The sequence below is a fragment of the Pelagovum pacificum genome, from assembly GCF_016134045.1.
In the GTDB taxonomy this organism is placed as follows: domain Bacteria; phylum Pseudomonadota; class Alphaproteobacteria; order Rhodobacterales; family Rhodobacteraceae; genus Oceanicola; species Oceanicola pacificus_A.
Map to the genome: position 1 here is coordinate 990597 of NZ_CP065915.1, position 22916 is coordinate 1013512.

The window sequence follows — 22916 nt, forward strand, 5'->3', positions numbered from 1 at the left end:
ATTTGCGCCCGGCAGAGAGTTCCTCCGCTGGGCGCTTCTCGTTTCAGCCCCGTCCATCGCCGCTACCCCCGCACCCTTCGGGTCCTTCCGGGCCTCGAGGGTATACGGGGGCGCTGAGCGCATGTGCTTAGGCGGGGTAAGCAAGTTCGAAAGCCTAAACCAATTGGGCTAAACCACTAAGCCTTCGGAGCAGTCCAGATGAACGTCAGCGCCTCTGCGCTGGCTGCGAAGCTCGGCGTGACGCGGGGCCGGATCAGCCAGCTCGTCAGCGAAGGGAAGCTGGACGGCTGCTACCAGGGCGAGGGCAGGGGCCGGCGGTTCGATCTCGGCAAGTCGGCCGAGGCGCTCGGCAAGCGGCTCGACCCGGGGCAGATGATGGGCAACGGCGCGGACACGCGCCGCGCGCTGCACGACCTGGCGAGCGGAGCTGACGGCGAGGACGAGGCACCTCGTCGCCAGCGCCCGGACGGCGTGCTCGATGGCAGGGACCCCGACCGCTACGAGCTGGCGCGGACGCAGAAGGCCGAGGAAGAGGCGCGCAAGCTGCGCCGCCAGAACGCCGAAGCCGAGGGCACGTTCGTCCTCGCCTCGTCGGTCGAGCGCGAAGTCGCCAAGCAGCTCGGGCAGGAGATCGCGGAGTTCGAGATGGTTCTGCGCGACGGGGCCCGGCGGATCGCCGATGAGCTCGGCGTCGACTTCGGCCGGGCGCGCCAGCTGCTCGTGCAGACCTGGCGGGCCCATCGAGGCGCGCGCTCCGAAGCTGCGGCGGAGACCGGCGAAGGTGTCGAGCTGTCCGACGCCGAACGGGCCGAGGACATCTGATGGGTTTCTTGGCGTCGGCCGAAGCGATCGTCGCGCGGGCGGTGGCCCGGGCGATGGCGCCGCCACCTCCGCCGGACATCACGAGGTGGTGCGAGGAGAACATCGAGTTCGACGAGCGCTCGCCGCTGCCGGGCAAGTTCCGGATCGAGCGCTTTCCGTTCCTGCGCGAGATCCACGAGGTCCTCTCGCCGGAGCACCCGGCACGCGAGGTGACGGTGCGCGGCTCTGCGCAATGGGGCAAGACGGTCTCGGTGATCCAGCCGACCATCGCGGCCTGGCACTCGAGCACCGCGCTCGACAGCCTCGTCGTTCATCCGACCATGTCTGCTGCGACAGAGTGGGTGAACAACAAGTGGCTGCCGATGCGCCGGCAGGCGCCCGACCTGCGTCGTGTGTTCGGCGACGCGCGGAGCGGCGAAAAGAAGGATACGACCTTCAACCAGGAGACGGTCGACCGGAACGGGTCACTGAAGGTCGCCTCGTCCGGGTCGCCAGCCGACCTGACCGGAACCTCGCGCCGGCTCGTCGTCATGGACGACCTGTCGAAGTACGAGCCCACGCCGCTCGGCGATCCCGAGGCGCTCGCGGTGTCGCGGGCCAGCGGCTTCGAGGACGCGAAGATCTTGCGGGTCAGCACGCCGATGATTTCGGGCACCTGCAGGATCACCCGGTCGTTCAATCGTGGCGATCGGCGGTTCTACCACGTGCCCTGTCCGCATTGCGGGCACGAGGCTCCGCTGACCTGGGAGAACTTCCGCCGCAACCTCGATCCCGAGCGGCTCGCGGCGGCGCACTTCACGTGCGATGCCTGCGGTTGCGTGATCGGGCACGCCGACAAGGAACGGATAGTCGCCGCAGGCCGGTGGGTCGCACACAATGCAGCCGGTGATCACCCATCGTTCCATCTGTGGCGCGCCTACGCGCCGCAGCGGGACTGGGCCTCGATCGCGCACGAGTATGCGCAGGTCATGGGCTGGTCGCGGCTCGAGGTGACGGCCGAGACCGAGGCTGGGCTCGCGACGGCCGTCGAGGCCGAGACCGAGCAGACGTTCTGGAACGATGTGCTCGGGCTGCCTTACGAGCAGGCGAGCAAGGGGCCGGACTGGGAGGCGCTGCGCGATCGGGTCGAGAACGCCGATCCGGCCGACCAACGACCGCGCGGCATTGTGCCATCGCGGGGCGTGATCCTGACCTGCGGCGTCGACTGCCAGGCGGACCGGATCGAGCTGCACGTCGTCGCCTTCGGCGAGCAGTACCGGCGCTGGACGGTCGATTACGTCGTGATCCCGCATCATATCGGTGATGACGAGGGCAGGGCGGCGCTCGATGCGTACCTGAAGGCGACGTGGCGGACGGAGAAGGGGCTTCGGCTACCGCTCGACATGCTGGCGATCGATGGCGGCACATACACCGAGGACGTCTGGTCCTGGGCGAAACGCCACCCCTGGAACCGGGTGATCATCGTGAAGGGCTCGTCGTCGCAGACCGGCCCTATCCTGACGCCGCAGAAGTTCGAGCGGCGGGCAGACGGCAAGGCGAAGCGCCGGCAGAAACGGGCGTTCATGCTGAACGTCAGCCAGCTGAAGGCCGACTTCTACACGTGGCTCGCCAAGGACGATCCGCTCGAGCGCGGCTTCGTCGCCTTCCCGGTCGGGCTCGGCGACGAGTACTTCCGACAGATCACCTCGGAGGTCCGGGTGATCAAGCGCAGCCGGGCCGGGGTCGCGACGAGCCAGTGGGACCTGGTCGAGCCGACCCGGCGCAACGAGGGCCTCGACACGATGAACTATGCCGAGGCCGCGGCGCGCCGGAAGGGCTGGACCTCGAACACGGCCGACCAGTGGGCCGTGCTCGAGGCGCAGCGCGCGGCCGAGCCACAAGATGCACAGGCCGACCTGTTCGACGCTGCCGTCCCGGCCGCGCCGGCGGTCGCGCCGACCCCGACACGACCGGCGCAGCCGACCGCGGCCGAGGCCAAACCCGATCAACCCGCCGACGACGGCACATGGATACCGACGAGGAGCGACTGGATATGAGCAGTTTCAGCCAGGCTCAGCTCGACGCGCTGAACGCGGCGATCGCCATCGGTGCGACCCGGGTGACCGTCGACGGCAACACGACCGAGTACCGGAGCCTCGACGAGATGTTCCGAGTCCGCGCGAAGATGCAGCAGGAGCTGGCCGACGCAGCCAGCGCGCGACCCACGCACATCCAGCCCCGGTTCGAGCGGCCCCTCTGATGTCGACGATAGATCGGATCATCGGCCACCTCGCCCCGGGGATGGCCCGTCGCCGCATGCAGAACCGTCTCGCCCTGGAGACCGTCACGGCGCATTACGAGGCAGCCCGCGCGGGGCAGACCCGAGGCACGGCCTGGCGGCCGAACCGGAGCGACGCCGACGGCGCGGCGCGTGGCGGTCGCGACCGGTTGCGAGCGATCGCGCGGGACATGCTGCGCAACTCGCCACTGGCCACGCGGGCGCAGGCGGTGATCGCGAACAACGTGATCGGCGACGGGATCATCCCAAAGGTCGCCAGCGATGACGAGGCCGCACGCCTCGAGCTGCAGCAGCTGGTCGAGCAGCACCTCGACACGGTCGCGATCGACGCCGACGGGCGGCAGAACCTCTACGGGCTGCAGCGTCTGGCGATGCAGACGATCGTGGAATCCGGCGAAGTGCTGATCCGCCGCCGGCGTCGGCTGCGGCGGGACGGTCTGCCCTTGCCGTTCCAGGTGCAGGTCCTGGAGCCCGACTTCCTGGACGTGACCCGCGACGGCACGACGGACGATGGCCACGTGATCCGCGACGGGATCGAGTACGACCGGGTCGGCCGGCGTGTCGCCTATCACCTCTACAGCGAGCATCCGGGTGCGCTTGGCTGGCGCAGCCTGCGGCAGGAGAGCCGGCGGGTCGAGGCGTCGGAGGTTCTGCACATCTACCGGCAGGACCGGCCGGGGCAGATGCGCGGCGTGAGCTGGTTCGCGCCTGTCGCGCTCTCGATGCAGGACCTGATCGATCACCAGGACGCGCAGCTGATGCGCCAGAAGATCGCGGCCTGTTTCGCGGCGTTCCGAACCAACATTGAAGACGACGAGAGTGATTGGAAGGACCCGGGCGGTCTGTCGACCCTGTCGCCGGGGCGGATCCAGCAGCTCGCGCCGGGTGAGGACATCAAGTTTGCCTCGCCTCCGGGCGTCGAGGGCTATGACGAGTTCACGCGGGCGGTCCTGCGCATGGTCGCGAGCGGCCTCGGCATCACCTATGAGGCGCTCAGCGGCGATCTCTCAAAGGTCAACTTCAGCTCGGCCCGGATGGGGCGGCTGGAGATGGATCGCAACGTGTCGTCCTGGCAGTGGCTGTTGATGATCCCGCAGATGATGCAGCCGATCGGTGCCTGGACGCTCGAGGCGTGGGGCCTGGTCCGCCCGCGTCCCGCCGGCGCGCCCGTCGCGCTCGGCTGGGTCCCGCCGCGTCGGACCATCGTCGATCCCGACCGCGAGCTCCGGGCGATGCGCGACGGCGTGCGCTCGGGCTTCTGGTCCCGCTCTCACGCGATCCGCGAGCTTGGTTACGACCCCGAGCGGGTCCTCGAGGAACATAGGACCGACGCTCAGGCGGCCGATGCGGCCCAGCTCGTCTTCGACTCAGACCCGCGGCGCGTGGCGTTGTCGGGCGTCCTGCAATCCGGCGCGCCGGCGCTGCCATCCGACGAGGACTGATCCATGCCCGACAACGAACTCCTGCTCTACGGCACCGTGGGGGACACCTTCTGGGAAGAAGATTACTTCACCGCGGCGCAGGTTCGCGGCCAGCTCGCGGTCATGTCAGGCCCGATCACGGTTCGGATCAACTCCGGGGGCGGCATCGCGAGCGAAGGGCAGGCGATCTACACGATGCTCGTCGACTATCCCGGCGAGGTGCATGTCGTGGTCGACGGGATCGCGCTGAGCTCGGCGAGCCTGATCGCGATGGCGGGCGACCGGATCACGATGCGGCTCGGGTCCTGGATGCTGATCCACGACCCCGCGCAAATGTTCACGGATGGCCGCGGCACAGAGGACGATCATCGCACCTCGGCGGAACACCTCCGGATCATCGCCGACGCCTATGCCGACGTCTACGCCCGTCGTACCGGCCAGACGCGCGAGAGGGTCCGCGAGCTGATGCAGGCCGAGACCGTGCTGAACGGCGAGATGGCCGTCGAGCTCGGCTTCGCCGATGATCGCGACGAGGAGACGCCGGCGGTGACCGCCGCGGTCTTCGACTTCCGCATGTATCGCAACGCGCCGCGCGAGCTTCGCGAGGCAGCAGAGGCTCTGGGCCCCGCCCCGAGCAGAACGGCCGTTCTGGCCATGGTCGCGGGCGAGCCCCGCCAGAAGAAGGACCCGCAGATGACGCAGAATCCCGAAGGGGCCACGGCCACCGCGCCCAAGCCCGCAACCTCGCCGGCCCCGCCGGCCAATCCGACGCCGCCGGTGGCGGACGGCGCAACCGTGACGATGAGCGCCGACGATGCGGTCCGCGCCGAGCGCACCCGCACCCGGCAGATCATGCAGGCCTGCCGCCAGGCCGGCCTCGAGATGTCGGTCGCGGATCAGCACATCGCGTCCGGCACCTCGCTCGAGGCCGCGCTCGACGACATCACCGCGAAGTGGCAGGAGAAAGGCGACACCGATGCGCCGATGACCGGCGCGCCGGTTGCGCATGTCGGCATGGAATCCCGCGAGAAGTTCGTCATGGGCGCGACGAAGGCGCTGATGGCGAAGGCACGGCTCGAGGGCGGGGAACGCAACGAGTTCTCCTCGCTGACCCTGTCGGAGATGGCGCGCGAGTCGATCGAGATGGCAGGCGAGCGGGTCACCTCGCGCGACCGTCGCGAGATGGTCGGTCGGGCTCTGACCATGGCCGGCATGCACACCACGTCGGACTTCGCCAACATCCTCGCCGACGTCGCCTCGAAAGCGGCGTTGCAAGGCTGGAACGAGGCGGAGGAGACCTATCCGCTCTGGACCCGGGCGGGCTCGCTCAGCGACTTCAAGCCCTCAAAGCGGGTCGGCCTCGGTCTCGTCTCAGCGCTCGAGAAGATCGGCGAGACGGGCGAGTACAAGTACGGCACCGTCGGCGATCGCGGCGAGGAGATCGTGCTCGGCACCTACGGCAAGATCATCGCGATCACCCGCCAGGCCATCATCAACGACGACCTGATGATGCTCGGCGACCTGCCGCGCCGGATGGGGCGTGCCGCGCGCCGGACGGTCGGCAACCTGGTCTACGCAGTGCTCACGACAAATCCCAATATGTCGGACGGCAAGGCGCTGTTCCACGCCGATCACAACAACCTCGGCTCGGCCGGGGCTCCGTCCGTCAGCACGCTCGGCGCGGCTCGCGCGGCGATGCGCACCCAGAAGGACCCGGGCGATCCCAAGGCGACGCTGAACATCTCGCCGCGCTACATGCTGGTCCCGGCGACGCTCGAGACCGCGACCCGGCAGCTGCTGACCTCGACCGTCGACCCGACGTCGCAGAAGGGGCACGCGACCAACCCGGTCAACGGCATGGCCGAGCTGATCGTCGACGGCCGTCTCGACGCCGCCTCGACCACGGCCTGGTATCTCGCGGCCGACCCGAGCGCCTACGACACGATCGAAGTGGCCTACCTCGATGGGAATGACACGCCCTACCTCGAGGAAAAGACCGGCTGGACGGTCGATGGTGTCGAGCTGAAGGTCCGGATGGACGCCGGCGTCGCGCCGCTCGCCTACCAGACCCTCTACAAGAACCCCGGCCAGTAAGCCGCGCTGATCAAATGGCGCGCGGATCAGACCCGCGCGCTGGTTCCACATTCCATCTTACATCTCGAACGGGAGTACCCCGATGAAGAACTACGTTCAGCCCGGCGTGAACCTCACGCTGGCCGCCCCCTACGACGTCGCCTCGGGCGCCGGCGTGCTCGTCGGCTCGATCTTCGGCGTTGCGGCACTCACTGCCGACTCCGGCGACGATGTCACCATCGTCACCGAGGGCGTCTTCGATCTCGCCAAGGTCTCCGCACAAGCCTGGACGGTCGGCGCGCGCATCTTCTGGGACGACAGCACGAAGCTGGCGACCACCACGGCGGCGAGCGGCGCCAACAAGCTGATCGGCGTCGCCACGGCCGCGGCCGCCAACCCGTCCGACACCGGGCAGGTCCGCCTGTCGGCCGCCTTCACGCTCTGACGGCGCCGATGTCCGCCTTCTCGGTCGCGGTGAACACGATGTTCACCGGGCCGCATCATGCCGAGTCCGCGACCTACACGCCGCAGGTCGGGGACCCGGTTGCCTGTCGCGTGATCCGGCGCGCGCCGACCGAGGACTTCGGGATCGGCCGAGGCCGCGTCTCGGTGGCCGGCGTCACTTTCCTCGTCCGCAAAAGCGAAGTGGCAAGCCCACGCGCCGGGGACGTCATCACCGCCGCTGGCGAGCAGCGCACCGTCGACGGCAGTCCCGAGCTCGATCCGAAGGGTCTCATCTGGACGATCGACACGCGGCCTGGCCCAACCTCCTAAGGAGAGTGCGATGAAGAAGATCCGTATCACGGCGAAAGACGGCGCGACGATCACCGGCCCGGTCACGCTGAAACTGACCGGTCCGCAGCACCTCGCACACACCGACGTGCTCGGGGCCCGCTGGCGTCGAGCCGGGCTGTTCGACCTGCTCGAGGGCGAGGCGGTCACCTTCGCGCGCGGTGAGGTCCTCGCGCTCGAGCCCGTCGAGGCCGTCGATCGCGCCGCTGCCGACCCGATCGGGTGGGAGTGGCCGGTGAAGAAAGTCGAGCCGAAGACGGCAAAGGCCGCGCCGGACGAATGATCCGCGTCGAGACGCCGACCCGCGCGATCGACGCGGGGCTCAAGTACAATTTCGAGCTCTTCGAGCGGGGTGTGACCGACGCGGTCGGGATCGCCGAGGAGGAGCTCAAGCAGCGGTGGCGCAGCCAGGTGCGCCGCGCAGGCCTCGGCAACCGCCTCGCCAACTCGATCCGTGGGGCCGCCTATCCGACGAGCACGGTCTCGGCCAACGCAAAGGCCCTCGTGTGGACCCGCGCCCCGAAGCTGATCGCGGCGCATGAGCAGGGGGCGCTGATCCGCGCGCGCCGGCGTCGCTACCTCGCGATCCCGACGGACGCGGCCGGGACCGGTCGCGGTGGGGGACGGATCACGCCGGCCGCCTGGGAGCAGCGGAGCGGTATCGAACTCCGACCGATCAAGCTCCGGCGCGGTGGCGTCCTGCTGGTCGCGGACGATGTCCGGATCAACAGCCGCGGGGCTGCGACGCAGAAGCGGGGCCGCCGTCGTCGCGATGGCATTCTGACCGGCGCACAGAGTGCCGTGATCTTCATCCTGATCCCGCAGGCGAAGCTGCCCAAGCGGCTCAACCTGCAGGACGACGCCCGGGCCGTCGCGGCGGCGCTGCCGTCGCTGATCGCAGCCTATACCGGAGCACGCTGATGCCGAGCACATACGAGACGATCCTGTCTGCGCTCAAGGCCGCGCTCGAGGCTGGCACCGATGCGGTCGTGATGCGCGCCGACGACGCCCAGGAGAGCTTTGCGGTCCCGCCCGAGGGTGCCATCCTGATCGTCGAAGGCGAGCCGGGCGCCCCGGAGCTGCTGATGTCGCCGCTCAGCTATACCTACGAGCACGGCATCGAGCTCGAACTCTACGTCACGGGCGAGAACAACATCACCGGCTTCGACGCGCTGCGCGTCGCGGTCGGCGCCGTCCTGGCGGCGGATCGCTTCCTCGGTGGCGCCGTGACCTGGCTCGACTGGGCCCCGGCGGTCCCGAACGACGACCCGATCGACGGCAATGACGCGATCCGCACGGGACTGATCCCGGTCACCGTCACCTACACCACGAGCAATCCGCTCACCTGATCCCTGAACATAGGAGAAGCCCGATGGGAGAAGCACGCGGCGCGACCGCCGAGATGGCGTTCGCCTTTGAAACGACGTTCGGCACCCCGCCGGCGTCCGGTTATTTCCAGCTGCCGTTCGCCCGGTCGACCGTCGGCCCGATGAAGGGCCTCGTCCCGTCGGAGCTGCTCGGCCTCGGCCGTGATCCGCAGGCACCGACGCAGGACCTGATCGACGTCGCCGGCGACGTCGAGGTGCCGGTCGACCTCAACAACATCGGCTACTGGCTGACCCTGCTGTTCGGCGATCCGGAAACGACTGGCTCCGATCCGTACACCCACGTCTTCACCTCAGGTGCGGCCGAGCTGCCTTCCGCAGCGCTCGAGCAGGCCTGGCCGCAGGTGCCGTTCTTCGAGATGGAGAAGGGACTGAAGGCAAACACGCTCACGATCGAGGCCCGCCGGGGGCGGGGTGCGAACCTGACTGCGACGGTCGGACTGATGGGCAAAGGCGCCGCGACGGACACGAGCTCCGGGGCCGGCACGCCGACCGAACAGGCGCTCGAGCGGTTCGCGCACCCGCATGTCGACATCAAGCGCGATGCCTCGGCGATCTCGTCGATCCTGTCCTGCGGGATCAACTTCACCAACAACCTCGAGCCCCTCGATGCCATCGCCAGTGACGGCGAGGTGCCCTCGATCACTGGCGGTGTGTCGGCGGCCACCGGCACGATCGTCCAGCGGTTCGACAACACCGCGCTGATCACCCAGGCCGACGGCTTCACCTCCTGCGCCCTCGACATCTCCTGGACACTCAGCGCCAGCAAGAAGCTCTCGATCAGCCTGCCGCGCGTCTACCTCGAGCGGCCGAAGATCGAGACCACCGGGCCGAACGGCGTCGACGTCAGCTACAGCTGGACGGCCGCGCAGCAGGCGAACGGCGATCCGATGATGACCGTGACGCTCATCAACTCCATCGCCTCCTACAACGGGTAATCCCATGCTGAAACTGAACCTCACGGGCCGGCCCGAGCGCATCGAGCTCGGGCACGGCGCCGTCCTGATCTGCGATCCGGTCGACTACGACATCGTCCTCGAGGTGATCCTCGAGGCGGAGGGGGCCGAGACCCTCGTCGTGCGTGGGCGCCGCCTCGGTGCGCGCGTGATCACCGGGTGGGAAGGCTTGGCCGACCTCGGAACGGGCGAACCGCTCGAGTTCACGCCTGAGCTCGTGCCCTCGCTGTTGCGTCAGCCGGTCGTCTGGTCGGCGTTCTGGGAACAATACGCCATGCGCGCCTTCGGGATGGTTTCCGAGGGAAACGGCTCGGCGCCCTCGTCCGATGGCACTTCGGAGGGGGACGCGCCTATTGCCAAGGGTGCCGCGACCTCTTCGGTGGAACGTGCGAAGAGTGCCCCGCGCGGGTCGGGCCGCGCAACGCGGAAGGCGAAGCCCTCGGCCAGCTCGAAAGCGAAGAAGCAACCGGCGTCTGGCGCCTGATGCAACGTGCCGGCCGCCAACTTAGGCGGGCCGGCTCCAACGGCGTGCCCGTCGGCTTAGACGTGGTCGCGCTGTTCCAGATGGGCGGCGCGACCGGGGTCGACCTGGCCGCGCTGACCCAATGGCTGCCTCTCCTCGAGGCGGAAACCTTGGCCGCTCTGGATGAGCGACAGGAGCACCCTGAATGACGCAGAACACCTACACGGTGCGGATCGGCGCGGAAGGCGGCGAGACGGTCGAGCTGACGTTCGACAGCATCCGTGGCAGCGCGAAGCAGATGTTCGACCAGATCAAGTCGGGCTCCGCCTCGGCCGATCAGATCGCGGACACCTTCACGCGGGGCGTGCGCGACCAGTCGCGTGCCTTCAACGAGTTGCGCGCCTCCCTCGATCCGGCCTACTCGGTCCAGCGGCGCTACGAGCGCCAGGTCGAGCAGGTCAACCGGGCCGTTCGGGCCGGTGCCGTCGATCAGCGCCGGGCGGCCGCCGTCCTGGCGCTGGTCGAGGACCAATACCAGGACGCGACGGCCGCCGCCGCGCGCTACGGCGGGCAGGTCCGGCGGTTCGACTTCCGCATGCTCACGATGCAGCTTAGCCAGGTCAGCGACATGGCGCTGGCCACGGGCGACCCGCTGCGCGCGCTCGCGGTGCAGGGCTCTGACATCGGGATGCTGTTCGGCGGTCCGGTGGCAATGGGGCTCGGCATGGCGGCAGGGGCTGGCATGATGCTCCTGCCGAGCCTGCTCGATCTCGGCGGTGAGGCCGAGACGCTCGAAGAGAAGTTCGACGGGCTGGTCGGTGCTCTCGACGAATATGCGAGCTATGCGCAGACTGCTCTGACGCCAACGTCCGAGCTCGAAGAGCGCTTCGGTCGCTTTGCCGAGACGGTCCGCGCAAGTGCCGAGCTCATGGCGGGGCTCAGCCTCGATAGTCTTCGCGACGAGGTCGGAGATACCGCCGATGGCCTAACCGAGAGCCTCGGCGAACTCGCCGAATTGATGTCTCGCCTCGACGAGCAGCGCGACAGCCTTGCCGGACAAGTGGCTTCGGGCGTGGCAACCCAATCGCAACTCCAGCTCGTTCGCGACGACATCGCCGGCCTCGAGGAAGATGTCGCATCAGCTGCGAACGAGCTCGGCGTCCTGCCATCCCACGTCCGGATGCTGACGGCCGAGTTTGCAACCTTTTCGCGCGCAGATGGGCCCCGGGAGATCGTGGCGTCTGCCACCGCGATCCAGTCCATTCTGGACCAGATGCGCGAGAGCGGCGCGCAACTAAGTCCTGAGCTGCGGAACGTCGCCTCGATCATGGACGAAGTCGTCCAGAAGGGCGCGCTCGCCGCCTTGGCGGCTGAGGACCTCGGCCACGAAAGCCGATCCGCCCGCGACATATTCAAGGACGTCTCGAGCTGGGTCGGCCAGGTCGCTAGCGGCATTGATGATGCCAGCTCTTCGGCCGGACCGTTCGAGCGCATCTGGCAATCCGTGCTGAAGCAGACCGAGGACATGGCGGCAGCTGCAGCAGAGGTCGAGCGCTACGCGCGCGGCATCTCTGCGACGGCTCGCATCCCCGGCATGGCCGACCTGACGGACCAGTACGGCACCCAAGCCGGATTCATGCGCGAGCAGCTCGAGCTGCAGCAGCAGATCGCCCGAATCGAGGCGCGTCGCGCGGCGACCGATGCCGCGAGCTCCGTTCTCGACATGGGCGGGCTGGGCATGAATCCCGACGAGCTGCGCGCGCTCGAGGCGACGATCGGGCGGATCGCAACCGCGACCTCGGATGCCGATCTTTCCCGCCTGTTCGCCGAGGCGCAGCAGCAGATCATCGCCGCCAACGATGGCGTCGAAGGCATGGAGCGCGCGGCTCTGAACGCCACGCTCGCGCTCGGCACGGCCGCGACCACCATGCGCGAGTTCGCCGGGGCTCAGAACGCGGCCGTCGGTGACGCGCGAATGCTGACCGCAGCGCTCGATGATGCCGACACCTCCGCGCAGACGGTAGCGAACCGCCTGGCCGTGCTCGGCCATGACAGCACGGCCGAGGGTATCCGCGCGTTCCAGCGCGAGATGGGCATCGCCGTTGACGGGATTGTCGGGCCCGACACGCTCGCCGCCATCGACCAGGCGCTCGCCCAGCTCGACGAGATGCGCGCCGCCTCGAGCGCTGCCGCGACTTCGAACACCGAACGCGCAGCGGCTTCGGACGCCGCCGCCACGAAAGAGGCGGAGACGGCTGCCGTCGCTGCCCGCGCGGCCACCAGTGTCAAGGATGCGACCGCCGGTCTCGAGAAGGCCGTCTCGGTCGAGATGGTCGGTGCAGTCGAGGCGATCGTCGTCGCGGAGAGCGCCGCGCAGGGCGCCGGGCAGCAAGTGGGCGATGCAACCGTCGCCGGGCTGTCCGACGGTCTCTCTGGCGCCGTTTCGGCTGTCAGCGAGGGTATGGAGCTGGTCCCGGCCTCTGTGCTCGCGCAAGCCGCTCCTTCGCGCGCCGCGGGCGTCTCCGTCGGCGAGAACATCGGCGACGGCATCAGCGCAGGCATGCGGTCCCGCTTGGACAACATCACGACGACGGCGCGCTCGATGGCGCAGATCGCCACCTCGACGGTGCGCTCCGAACTGCAGATCCAGTCTCCATCGCGTGTCATGGCCGAGCTCGGCGCCTACTCGGCCGAGGGCTTCGCGGAAGGGTTGGAGGAAGGTGGCGAGGCGGCCGAAGATGCGATGGAAAGCCTCGCCGATCGCGTCCGCGAAGTCGCGGAACGCGAGCAGGACATGATCGACGCCGGCCGGAAAATGGGGTCCGATCTCGTGTCGGGGATCATCGACGGCATGGGGCGCGGCGATCTCGGCGGTGGCCTCGAGGATCTGCTCGGCGGCTTCCAGGGCGACTTCACAGGCTGGCTCACGCAAGGGCTCGGCGCGAACTTCGGCACGATGATGCAGACGGCCGCCCCGATCCTCGGCGGTGTCAGCGCGGCGATGCAGCTCATCGACGGGTTCTCGAGCGAGGAAACCATTGGGGAAGGGCAGCGGGGCCGGCTCGGTGTCAGTGGCTCCTACGTCGACGACTGGGAGCGGATCAGGCGCGAGACGTTCTGGGGGCTCTCGTCTTCGACCTCGACCGAGTACGATCGGAATGCCCGTGCCAGTGCCGAGGCGACGAAGTCCGTTGCCGCCATGACGGCCGGCGTCGAAGACATGGCCGCTGTGTTCGGCGGTGCTGTCGGCGACGTCCGCGCCGTGTCCGTCGAGTTCGATAGCCGGAACGGCGGCAGCCTCGCCGACGGCCTGCAGGCGCTGAACGAGGCGGAAGCGATCGCTGCGCTCGGCACTCGTAGCCTGACTCGTGAATACGAGACCCACGCCGGCGCACTCGAGCGGATCTCGTCGGTTGCCGGAACACTGCGCCTGACCGACGGCATGTTCGGCCTCTCGGGTCGCACGGTCGGCCCAGTCATGGCGAACGACGCATCACGGGCCTTCGACCGGTTCGGCGGCCCGGACGCCTACGCCGCAGGCGCCCAAACGATCTTCGGAGGCATGTCCCCGAGCGAACAGCTGAAGGTGCTTCGGCAGCAAGTCGCGGCGCAGGCTCGTGGCACGGGATACTCCTTGAGCGATGTCGACACCGCCGCCGAGGTGTCCCGTCGGTTCCAGACTGCCAACAAGAACCGCAACTATGGCAACGCCGCTTTTCTGGCGTCGATTGCCGACTCCGCGGCCCAGATGGATCGATTGCGCGAGACCATCGCGGGCACGGGTAGCGCTGCGAAAGAGGCGGCGGCGGCGCAGCGCGAAGCCGCGCGGGCCGAACGTGAGCGCATGGTAAGCGAGCAGCGCGGTCTGGAGATCCAGCGGCTCCAGGTGCTCGGTCAGGAGCACAAGGCTTTCCAGCTTCAGCTGGCGGAGACGCCGGCACATCTGCGTCGCGCCACGATCGCGCTGCGCGATGCGCAGGACGCGGCGGCCTACCAAGCCGAGCGCACCGGTCTGGTCGATCGTCTCCTGACGGCGCGCGGCGACCAGATCGAACTGGACAAGCGGTGGCTCGACAGCCTGCACGATCGCAACCGGGCGCTCGGGGAGACGATCCTGAAGGAGGAGCGCGCCGCTGCCGCGACGGCCGAGATGGCCCGCGCGATGTCAGAATACGCCGATGCCCTCGACCCCGAGGACTTCGGCAGCCGGCTCGAGTATATGATCGAGTATGCCGCCCGCAGGAGCGGTGAGCGGACCGGTGGCGGTGCCGTGTCCTACGTCGGACCGGTCAGCGCCAGCGGCTCCACCTCGACGGTCAATGCGGACGCGCCGCAGACCGTGGCCCTGCTGCGCGAGGTCAAGCAGTTGCTCGAGTCCGGTCTCGGAAGCTCGGCCGCTACGACCAAGCGCATCGAATCCAGCCTTCGGCAAATCCGTGACAACGGCGTCTTCGTCAAGAACCCCCCGAGGGCCCGTCTGAGGGTGACCAGCTCATGAGCCTTTACGTTGTCGAGCGCCAGCTCGGGCTGTCCGACCTGACAAGCGTCACGTCCGACGGCGTCACTCTCGGGTTTCCGGACAGTGCCTGGAACTACAACGGCGCCACCAGTTACAACAAGAACGACCTCGTGGTGCGCAACTTCTACTGGTATCAGTCGCTGGTCGGGTCGAACGCCGGGCATGATCCAGAGGATGATGACCAGGACGACCCGAGCTACTGGCTGAAGGTTGTCGCGGTCGCGCTATTGCGGCTCTTCGACAGCGGGGTCGATACCCGCCTCGGCGAGGATCCGGAAATCGTAGTAGGAGACTGGGGGCCGATCAGCGGACCCGTCGTCATCAACTTCGACGACATCGCCCACACGAAGGTCGACACCGTCTACCTCGAAGGGCTGAAGGATGCGACCTCCGCGCGCCTGCAGGTCTACGATAGCAGCGACGTGCTGGTCTACGATCAGACCAAGACGCTGATCGACGAAAGCCCGATCTATGACTGGCTGACCTGGCTGACCTACGAGGCCGACGACTTCTACCGCACGAACGTCCTGTTCTGGGATGTCCCGGCCTTCTCTGGCTACCGGATCGTCCTGACGCTCGAGGGCGGCCACCCGGCGATCGGCGAGGCGTTCGCGGGTCGCCGCGTCTACCTTGGCGACTTGAACAACGGCGGCAGCACCGACACCGACGACTTCTCGTCGAAGGACCGCAACGTCTGGGGCGATGTCGAGCTGGTCGAGCAGGGCTATGCGGAGATCGCCGACTACGTCGTCGGACTGAACCGCAGCCAGAAGCAGTTCGTGCAGCGCATCGTTCGGCGCAACCGGGCGAAGGTCCAGCTCTGGACCCCGCCACCCGACTTCTCGTTCACCGACGCTACGATCCTCGGATATCCGCGCGACGGCGTGGTGTTCCCGATGTCGAGCGATTTCCGCCTGACGGCGTCCATTCCCATCACCGGCATCAAAGCGAGCTGAGACATGGCTGAAGTTACAACGACGATTTCCCTGCTGCCGGCGACGGCTCAGATCCACGAAGACGGCTACTCAGGCATCATGCAGGCCTGGGCGGCAGCCCTTCCGAACCACAGCGCCGAGATCAACGCGGTTAGCGCCGAGATCAACGTGGTGGCCGCAGAAATCAACGTTCAGGCCCAGGCCGCGCTTGCCGCCGGCCGCTGGTATGAGGATGTCGACACTGGTATGTCCGAAACCTCGTCCGGCGAGACCTTTTCGACCACCAACAAGGCCGGTGAGTTCGAGCTTTACCTGAACAACGACGATGACGATCTTCTGCTCGGAACCTTCCCGACGCAGACCGCGCTACTCGCAACACAAAGCGCTGTCGAGACTGCACAGGTTGCCGCCGAAACCGCCCGTGACCTTGCCGAAACCTATGCTGGTGCGGTCGATCGGGCCACTTCGGTTGCGGGTTTGGTCGATCCGTCTACCGTTGCCAATGGTGCGCACGCCATCGTTTCCGGGAGCGGCGACCCAGACATCGACGGTCTCTATGAAGAACAGTCGGATACTTGGGTGCGCATTGGAGACACCGGCCTCGCCAGCAAACTTGCTCAGGCCGCCTTCAACCGGTTCTCGGCTGGATACGGTGACTTTCAAGGTGCCGGAGATACAGTGCCTATCGTGGCAACCACGCGAGGCGATGGCACAGGACTCGCTATCCTATTCGGGTTCAACAGGGTCTTGGGGCGACTGGTCGGCGAAGGTATCCCCGACGAGCCTGTGCAGGACACCATCGACTCGAGCTTTCCTGGACACGCCCTCTACAACGGGGAAGGCCCGATCATCCCCATCGTCGGCAACTCCGACTCTGGAATCATCTTGGGTTACGATCTTTCGACGGACAAGCTGGTGGGGGCGGGTCTCGCCGCGTCTTCGAGTTCGCCGCAACGCGAGCGCCGCGACAAGACGGTTCCGACTGCCGATATGCTTCAGGCTATGGTCTACGGTCAGTCGTGGAGCCTTGGCACCGGCTCGGACGGCCCGCTCACGACCGTTCAGCCCTACAACAACATCACGTTCTCCAGCGGTCCGGTGACCGGCTCGTCAGGCACCACGTCCAAGGCGCTTGTCGAGGGCGCAAACGAGAGCCCGTGTTCGATCATCGCCAACATGGCCTATTCCTACGGTCTCAGCCTTGGCGCTTTCGGAGACGAGCAGGTGTTCTTTGCGTCGTCTGCGGGGCAGGGGTCGCGAGAGATCGACGAGCTCGACGCGGACAGCACCCGCTGGGAGCTCGTGCAGGACCAGCTGACCGACGCGGGCACCATTGCCGCCAACGCGGGAGACACCCACAAGATCGCTGCGATGTGCTGGATCCAGGGCCAGGCGGACATCGCCAGTCCGGTGACGCCGCAGGAAACCTACTACGGCCTGTTCACGGCGATGGCCGACGATTTCGCGGCGGAGGCGACGGGGCAGACCGGGCAGACCGAAAGCCCGGTGATCCTCTACACCCAGACGGCACGGCTCACGTCTTCCCGCGATCAGGTCGCGCTCGCACAGCTCCAGGCCGACGGCTACGGCGACATCATGTATCTTGTGACGCCGGAGTATTTCCTGCCGTTCAGCGACGATGATCTGCACCCTACGGAAGTCGGCCACCGCTGGTATGGGGCATATCTCGGCCGCGCGCTGGCGGAAGTGCTGGCGGGCTACGAGCCGCAGCGTCTCAAGCCTCTAGGTGCGATCACCCACGGCGCGGAGGTCCACATTCGCTTCAAGGTGCCGCGCGGCCCGCTGGTCTTCGACACGTCGAATATGGAGCCGATGACCAATCACGGGTTCCAAGTGAAAGACGACGGCAGCACGGTTTCGATCGCAAGCCTGCGCATTCGCGACGACAAGGTGGTCATTCGTTTGGCTGATGCCCCGACTGGTCCGGTAACCGTCTCCTACGCGCTCTCGGAAAGCCAGTCGTGGGTTGGCGCCGAGCAGGTCTCCGGGGGCAACCTTCGCGACAGCTCTGCCGATACCGTGCTGATCTCCGGCGTCAGGCGGCCGCTCTTCAACTGGTCCCCCCACTTCGCCTTCACCGCGCCCATCTCCGAGGAGTAGAGACATGGCCAACCCGTTCTTCGTTCTCAACGTGCCCTCGACCAACGCGGTCGGGACACTCGACCCCGCCGACGTGACCCTCTACGGAGACGCCGAGGTTGGCGCGTGGGGGCACTGGCTGTTCGGGCCCGATGCTGACAGCTACTACGGCCTGAATGGTCGGCAGCTGACCGAGCAGGACGCCGCGCCGGCGTTCTCGACGAACTATGTCAGCTTGCCGGTGGCGAACGGTGACGCGCTGCTGACCGGCTTGAACCCGATTACCGCCGGGCTGACCAGCTGGACCTTCTGCGGCGTCCTGCAGCGGCCCGCCGCGCTTGCGGCGACGGTGAGCCTGTTCGGCAACATCGTGGGTAGCCAGGGCTCAGGCCTCTACCTCGCCTCCGGCGTGCGCATGGCGGCAAACTATGGCGGATCGAACCAGACGGCGAACTCGTCCATGCTGCTGCCGGATGACGAGCCGGTGTTCGTCGGGGTTTCGATGGACTGGTCGACCTCGATCAACAATCTCAACTTCGTCCTCGGCGGCGTCGGGCAGTCGAACCACTCAAAAGGCACAGGTTCGCTAGCACACCGCGACGCAGCCTTCGCTGTCGGCAACCGGGACTCCGCGTCAGCCGACGCGAACCTCGTGCGTTTCCACGAGGCGATGATGTTCACGTCAGCCCTGACGCCGGCGCAGATGAACGCCATCAACACCCGATCGGTCACGCGGATGGCAAACCGCGGCGTGGTCATCGACGGTCCCGTGTAGGCGGCTGACCACAACATTCAACAATGCGACTGATGAACAAGCCACCATCAAGAGCTCTGTTATTTCCGAGGTAATCAACATGTCATATGTAGAAGTAGAGTTGCCATCATCTATTGATATTAAAACAGCCCAAGAACTGGTTCAGAGCGGGCGGTTGACGCTAGTGCAAGACTCCGCAAATGTTGCGGGAGCACAGTGGTCTGAGTCTATGGTTGAGCGCTTCTTCCTTGACATGCTGGAGGCTTCAGGTGGCGCGAAATTTCAAAGAGTGGGCCCGCGGGATTCAAGACCCATCGCCGGAAGACCCGGAATTCGAGTCTATCTTCTCGAACTTACTTGCGCCGGGAGCGAACGCGCTCACGATCCCGATCTTACCGAGCAAGACATCGCTTGCTGGCTATTGCTATTGGAACGTTGAAAGTTGCTGTGATAAACTCGGCGGAAAATTAATTTTTGGTTGGCAAGTTACAACTATTAAGAGGTTTTTCGTGCAAGCCGTGCACCACGCAGTCTGGGAAGCGCCGGATGGCAGATTAATTGACCCGACGCCCAAACTTGCTGCGAGCCCTCACAGCGGTACGTTTTGCCCGGACGGATCTGATCTGAATTTCCACGCCTTTGATCGTTTCCCAAAGAGAGTTTGGGCAGTCAAACATCAGGACGCACAAGAATGGAAGAGATACGATCTGATGTATGACCGCCTACGCATTGAGCAAGTAAAGTTTGGTACCGCTTCGAACAAACTCTCTGATTTTGAAAGGCTAGATCGCCCGAAGTGGAAAAAAGCTGAGCAGAGAATGCTTCACCGTGCATCACGTAGGGGAGAAGAGTGTCTGTGTGGTTCCGGTAAATCGTATGGCCGCTGTCACGGTCTGTGAGGCAAGCTACTGAGCCGCATTAGGCAGCGGCTCCAAGCCTTATCAATTCGATAGCCTCGAGAATAGGCTTTGGCCCGCGGCCTAGATGCTTATCAATCGGCGGAGGTCAATACCAAACCGGTCGGTAGAGGCTGACTCATGGCAATTAGCGATCTCATCAAGTCGCGTCGACTATGAGGACGAGGAATTCGTAGCGGCCAGCCTTTTGCTCGTCTTTCGAAGCAATGGTGGAGTCGACTTTCGACAAAAACATGGGTTAGACCGAATGGCACTCTTGAGAATGGCGAGAGGCATCGCCGACCACTTCCCGATCCGCGTGACAGAATGGGCCATGATCGTGCCGGCCTTCGGCATGGGCGTCGCGCTCTGGCTGCAGGACGATATGTTCACCACGTCGCCGAGCTTCGCAAAGCTCGCACAATGGGGCGACGAAAGCATGTGGTGCGTCCTCGTGTTGCTCTGTGCCGTTGCCCGGCTGGGCGCCCTGACGATCAACGGCAGCTTCCAAGCGTTCCCCTACACGCCACACCTGCGCGCAGCGGCCTCCCTCATTGGGATCACCTTCTGGGGCCAGTACTCAATCGGGTTTCTCGCGGCTGCCCTCTACGGAGGCGGTGCTTGGTCAGGAGTGATCGCCTACTCGACGTTCGTGATCCTCGAGCTCGTCAATCTGTCCCGGTCGACCGGCGACATCCGCCGGGTGAGGGGGAAGTGAATGTGGGACTCGCTCAAAGATGCCGCCTGGCTCGACAGTGCCAGCGCCTTTCTTCTGGCTGTAAGTGCCGTCCTCGCCGTTCTCTTTGGCTATCGGTCGGCGCGACCGCGTGGTGAACAGCCGGCTGAGCCGCAGCAGCTTTCGGTCGCTGGTGCTCTGATCGATGGTCAGGAGGCGAGAAAGCTGCGCGCGTCGATCGATGCCAACACCGACGCGCTGCACAACAACACCGAGGCTGCCAAGGGCGTCTCGGTCGCCGCAGAGCGCATGGAACGTTCGCTCGGCGATGTGAAGGACGAACTAATCCGGAGTCAGTACCGCAAGTAGCAAGGGCAGGGCTTTGCTCTGTCGAAAGCAAGGGGTCGGCAGTTTGACGTGATGCCGAGCACGGGCCCCGTCGAAATCTGCCGCTGATCACCACAACCGTCAATTGAAACCAGCCCGCCTCGCGCGGGCTTTTCCGCGTCCACGCGACGCTCATCCATGGAGACGCGACATGCGCTTCGTTCCCAACTCCCGCACGATCATCGCCCGCGCTCACTCGATGTGGGCGTTCTACCTCGGCCTGCTGTTCATCTGGTTGCCCGAGATCATCTACCTCGCCGCCGGCATCGACACGAACCCGCGCGTCTGGTTCATCCTCGGCACGGTCGCGATCCTCTACGGCATCGTCGGCCGGTTGCTCGACCAGTCGATCGACCGCTCGAAGGTCGAAAGCCCGGCATGGATCGCTGGCCTGGCTGTGCTCGTGGTCGGCGCGGTCCTCTGGTCCGACATCCGGACGCCGGCGCCTGAACCGCGCCTCGAGCCGCTCCCGGTCAGCCAGACGGCCGAGTCCGCCACGATGGGCGTCGCCGTCCCGCTGGTCGCCCGGTGGGAGGGGCTGCGCACCGAGGCCTACCTCGACCCCGTCGGCGTCCCGACCATCTGCTACGGGCACACCAGCGGCGTCCGGCTCGGTGACCGCATGAGCGAGAGCCAGTGCCAGGCTCTGCTCGACACGGAACTCCGCGACTACCGGGCAAGCCTGCACCACTACTTCACGCCGCAGACCATTTCCGGCCGCCTGACGCCGTACCGGGACGCCGCCTACACCTCGTTTGCCTACAATGTCGGGACGGCGGGGGCAGGGGGCTCCACCGCGACCAGGCGGCTCAATGCGGGCGACATCGCCGGCGGCTGTGAGGCGCTGACCTGGTGGAACAAGGCTGGCGGGCGCGTGATGCGCGGCCTCGTCAATCGTCGGGCCGAAGAGCGCGATCTCTGCCTTCGCGGCCTCGGGACCCGGACATGAATCCGTTCGCCGCCTTCGCCGCGATCGGCGTCCTGATCGCGGCCTACGCGCAGGGATGGCTGCTGCCGGCGATCGGCTTGCTTCTGGTGTGCCTCTACCTCTGGCAAGTCGGAAAGCACCTCTGATGCGCGTCGCGGTCATCTGCACGGTGCTGGCCGCCGTGATCACCTCGGCCGTCTGGATCGGCCTCACTCGCGGGCGCGACGATCGCGACCGCCTTAGCACCGACGAAAGGATCGAAGATGCGCGCGACGCTTGCCCTGGTGATCTTCCTTGGCACGACCGGCTGCTCTGCTCCGATCGGTAGCTTGGCGGTATCGCAGGCGGAGGTCTGCGACGAGCTCGAGCGGCCGATCGCCGAGCTCCGCCGTGGGCTGACCGCCCATCCCGAAACGCACGACGACGTCGGCGGACCGGGCGTCGAAGTCATCATCACCGCAGAGGCGGGGTGTCGTCTCTGATCCGCCGCCGGTCGGTCCACCGGCAAAACCACGGGGCCGCTGCCATGTCGCAAGCCTCGAAACACGGGGACCCGTTGTACGTTCTGACGTGCCCGTCCCGGCACAACCCCGCCCCTCGGCCTGCCCGGCCGGGGGGCTTTTTTGATCCCGGGGGCTGATAATAATCGATCATGCAGTGTGCCGGGGCTACGATGTCGGCAAACTTCAAGACGGATAAGCTGTGAAGACGAGGGGGATTTATGACGAACTTGAAGGATTGTTGGGACAAATTGGAGATACTAGCGAAGCTACTTGGTGCTGTCCTAGTCCCAGTTGTCATAGGTGGCGCTGCGTACTTGTTGAATGATCGAATAGCGAAGCGGAGTGCGGCCGCCGACCTCATGGCGGTTGCGGTCGGGGTGTTACAGGAACCGGTTGAAGATGGCCGATTGAACGATCCACTTCGCGATTGGGCGATCGCAGTGCTACAGTCGCCTGACGAAGTTGTGCCGTTGACTGACTCCGCTGCCAACGAACTAAATCTCAGATCCTTGAGTGCCCTTTATTCAGAGTTCGATTTAGAAAAAGGCTATTTCTTAACGCCGTGGCCAAGAAATGTCCCAGAGGGCGAGCTCTATGATCTGGACGATCTCATTCAAGAGCCTTATCGCAGAGAGGGCGCTGAGGGACCTCAGTAGGAACTAGGCCAGATGCCGTTGGACATCTAGAAGTCTCTCTCTCTGGGGCATTGGCATCTCACACCTGTCGGCCTGAGTGCCCGCCAATGCTCGATCCGCTCTTCCACGACGCCGCGACCCACCTGGAGATCACATGCTCGTCCTGCCGGCACACAGTTACGATCTGGAGGAAGGATGCGGACGCGCAACTCGTGCTTCTCTCGCGCCATGAGTTCGAGCGCCGGGTCGTCTGCAGCCGTTGCGGCACGAAGCGGCCGTGGGTTAAAGCGCTGCCGCCGGAGCGGCGCGGGCCGAACCGGTTCGGTTGAGGCCGGAATTAAAGCGTCGTGGTTGTTGGAGCGATCGCGGATAATTGTTCGGCCAATAATATCC

General features: G+C 66.2%; 24 protein-coding genes. All 24 read left to right on the forward strand.

The features are described from left to right. Positions 1 to 198 precede the first annotated feature (198 nt). Entirely contained in the window at positions 199 to 822 is a 624-nt protein-coding gene (locus I8N54_RS05040; RefSeq protein WP_140193608.1) for a hypothetical protein, read from the forward strand. Further along, entirely contained in the window at positions 822 to 2858 is a 2037-nt protein-coding gene (locus I8N54_RS05045) for a phage terminase large subunit family protein (RefSeq protein WP_140193607.1), read from the forward strand. Before I8N54_RS05040 ends, I8N54_RS05045 begins: the two co-directional genes overlap by 1 nt. Beyond that, the gene (locus tag I8N54_RS05050; protein WP_140193606.1) at positions 2855 to 3061 is read left to right on the forward strand and encodes a phage head-tail joining protein; all 207 of its coding nucleotides are present in this window, start codon (positions 2855 to 2857) and stop codon (positions 3059 to 3061) included. Before I8N54_RS05045 ends, I8N54_RS05050 begins: the two co-directional genes overlap by 4 nt. Continuing rightward, positions 3061 to 4542, forward strand: coding sequence for a phage portal protein (locus I8N54_RS05055; protein ID WP_140193605.1), 1482 nt, complete (start codon positions 3061 to 3063; stop codon positions 4540 to 4542). Before I8N54_RS05050 ends, I8N54_RS05055 begins: the two co-directional genes overlap by 1 nt. A 3-nt stretch (positions 4543 to 4545) precedes the next feature. Then, entirely contained in the window at positions 4546 to 6615 is a 2070-nt protein-coding gene (locus I8N54_RS05060) for a ClpP-like prohead protease/major capsid protein fusion protein (protein WP_140193604.1), read from the forward strand. Between the two features lie 82 nt (positions 6616 to 6697). Continuing rightward, on the forward strand, positions 6698 to 7039 hold the full coding sequence (locus I8N54_RS05065; RefSeq protein ID WP_140193603.1) for a DUF2190 family protein: 342 nt from the start codon (positions 6698 to 6700) through the stop codon (positions 7037 to 7039). 8 nt (positions 7040 to 7047) lie between these two features. After that, on the forward strand, positions 7048 to 7368 hold the full coding sequence (locus I8N54_RS05070; protein ID WP_140193602.1) for a head-tail joining protein: 321 nt from the start codon (positions 7048 to 7050) through the stop codon (positions 7366 to 7368). 10 nt (positions 7369 to 7378) lie between these two features. After that, a complete protein-coding gene (locus tag I8N54_RS05075) occupies positions 7379 to 7669 on the forward strand; it encodes a hypothetical protein (protein WP_140193601.1) in 291 nt (96 codons plus the stop codon). After that, positions 7666 to 8307 carry a DUF6441 family protein gene (locus I8N54_RS05080; RefSeq protein ID WP_140193600.1) on the forward strand — a complete coding sequence of 214 codons (642 nt, stop codon included), beginning with the start codon at positions 7666 to 7668 and terminating at the stop codon, positions 8305 to 8307. Before I8N54_RS05075 ends, I8N54_RS05080 begins: the two co-directional genes overlap by 4 nt. Beyond that, complete coding sequence (locus I8N54_RS05085) at positions 8307 to 8735, forward strand: acyl-CoA transferase (RefSeq protein ID WP_140193599.1); 429 nt, start codon at positions 8307 to 8309, stop codon at positions 8733 to 8735. Before I8N54_RS05080 ends, I8N54_RS05085 begins: the two co-directional genes overlap by 1 nt. A 23-nt stretch (positions 8736 to 8758) precedes the next feature. Further along, positions 8759 to 9709: a phage tail tube protein gene (locus I8N54_RS05090; protein ID WP_140193598.1), complete on the forward strand. Its 951-nt coding sequence runs from the start codon at positions 8759 to 8761 to the stop codon at positions 9707 to 9709. A gap of 4 nt (positions 9710 to 9713) precedes the next feature. After that, the gene (locus tag I8N54_RS05095) at positions 9714 to 10211 is read left to right on the forward strand and encodes a hypothetical protein (RefSeq protein WP_140193597.1); all 498 of its coding nucleotides are present in this window, start codon (positions 9714 to 9716) and stop codon (positions 10209 to 10211) included. A gap of 44 nt (positions 10212 to 10255) precedes the next feature. Next, positions 10256 to 10399, forward strand: coding sequence for a DUF7697 family protein (locus tag I8N54_RS05100; protein ID WP_198571753.1), 144 nt, complete (start codon positions 10256 to 10258; stop codon positions 10397 to 10399). Further along, on the forward strand, positions 10396 to 14688 hold the full coding sequence (locus tag I8N54_RS05105; protein WP_140193595.1) for a peptidoglycan-binding domain-containing protein: 4293 nt from the start codon (positions 10396 to 10398) through the stop codon (positions 14686 to 14688). Before I8N54_RS05100 ends, I8N54_RS05105 begins: the two co-directional genes overlap by 4 nt. After that, the gene (locus I8N54_RS05110; RefSeq protein ID WP_140193594.1) at positions 14685 to 15665 is read left to right on the forward strand and encodes a hypothetical protein; all 981 of its coding nucleotides are present in this window, start codon (positions 14685 to 14687) and stop codon (positions 15663 to 15665) included. The genes I8N54_RS05105 and I8N54_RS05110 overlap by 4 nt, the downstream gene beginning before the upstream one ends. Positions 15666 to 15668: 3 nt before the next feature. After that, positions 15669 to 17765: an SGNH/GDSL hydrolase family protein gene (locus I8N54_RS05115; protein ID WP_140193593.1), complete on the forward strand. Its 2097-nt coding sequence runs from the start codon at positions 15669 to 15671 to the stop codon at positions 17763 to 17765. Between the two features lie 4 nt (positions 17766 to 17769). Next, positions 17770 to 18519 (forward strand): hypothetical protein, encoded by a 750-nt coding sequence (locus tag I8N54_RS05120; protein WP_140193592.1) that lies wholly within the window; start codon positions 17770 to 17772, stop codon positions 18517 to 18519. Positions 18520 to 18767: 248 nt separating this feature from the next. Continuing rightward, positions 18768 to 19397: an SEC-C domain-containing protein gene (locus I8N54_RS05125; protein ID WP_197097497.1), complete on the forward strand. Its 630-nt coding sequence runs from the start codon at positions 18768 to 18770 to the stop codon at positions 19395 to 19397. Between the two features lie 265 nt (positions 19398 to 19662). Continuing rightward, entirely contained in the window at positions 19663 to 20112 is a 450-nt protein-coding gene (locus I8N54_RS05130; RefSeq protein WP_140193590.1) for a hypothetical protein, read from the forward strand. Next, the gene (locus I8N54_RS05135; protein ID WP_140193589.1) at positions 20113 to 20439 is read left to right on the forward strand and encodes a hypothetical protein; all 327 of its coding nucleotides are present in this window, start codon (positions 20113 to 20115) and stop codon (positions 20437 to 20439) included. A gap of 169 nt (positions 20440 to 20608) precedes the next feature. Next, positions 20609 to 21406 carry a lysozyme gene (locus I8N54_RS05140; RefSeq protein WP_140193588.1) on the forward strand — a complete coding sequence of 266 codons (798 nt, stop codon included), beginning with the start codon at positions 20609 to 20611 and terminating at the stop codon, positions 21404 to 21406. Then, a complete protein-coding gene (locus tag I8N54_RS20260; protein WP_269434061.1) occupies positions 21403 to 21531 on the forward strand; it encodes a hypothetical protein in 129 nt (42 codons plus the stop codon). Before I8N54_RS05140 ends, I8N54_RS20260 begins: the two co-directional genes overlap by 4 nt. Before the next feature lie 117 nt (positions 21532 to 21648). Next, on the forward strand, positions 21649 to 21867 hold the full coding sequence (locus I8N54_RS05145) for a hypothetical protein (protein ID WP_140193587.1): 219 nt from the start codon (positions 21649 to 21651) through the stop codon (positions 21865 to 21867). 763 nt (positions 21868 to 22630) lie between these two features. Next, positions 22631 to 22852: a hypothetical protein gene (locus I8N54_RS05150; RefSeq protein ID WP_140193586.1), complete on the forward strand. Its 222-nt coding sequence runs from the start codon at positions 22631 to 22633 to the stop codon at positions 22850 to 22852. The last annotated feature ends 64 nt before the right edge of the window (positions 22853 to 22916 follow it).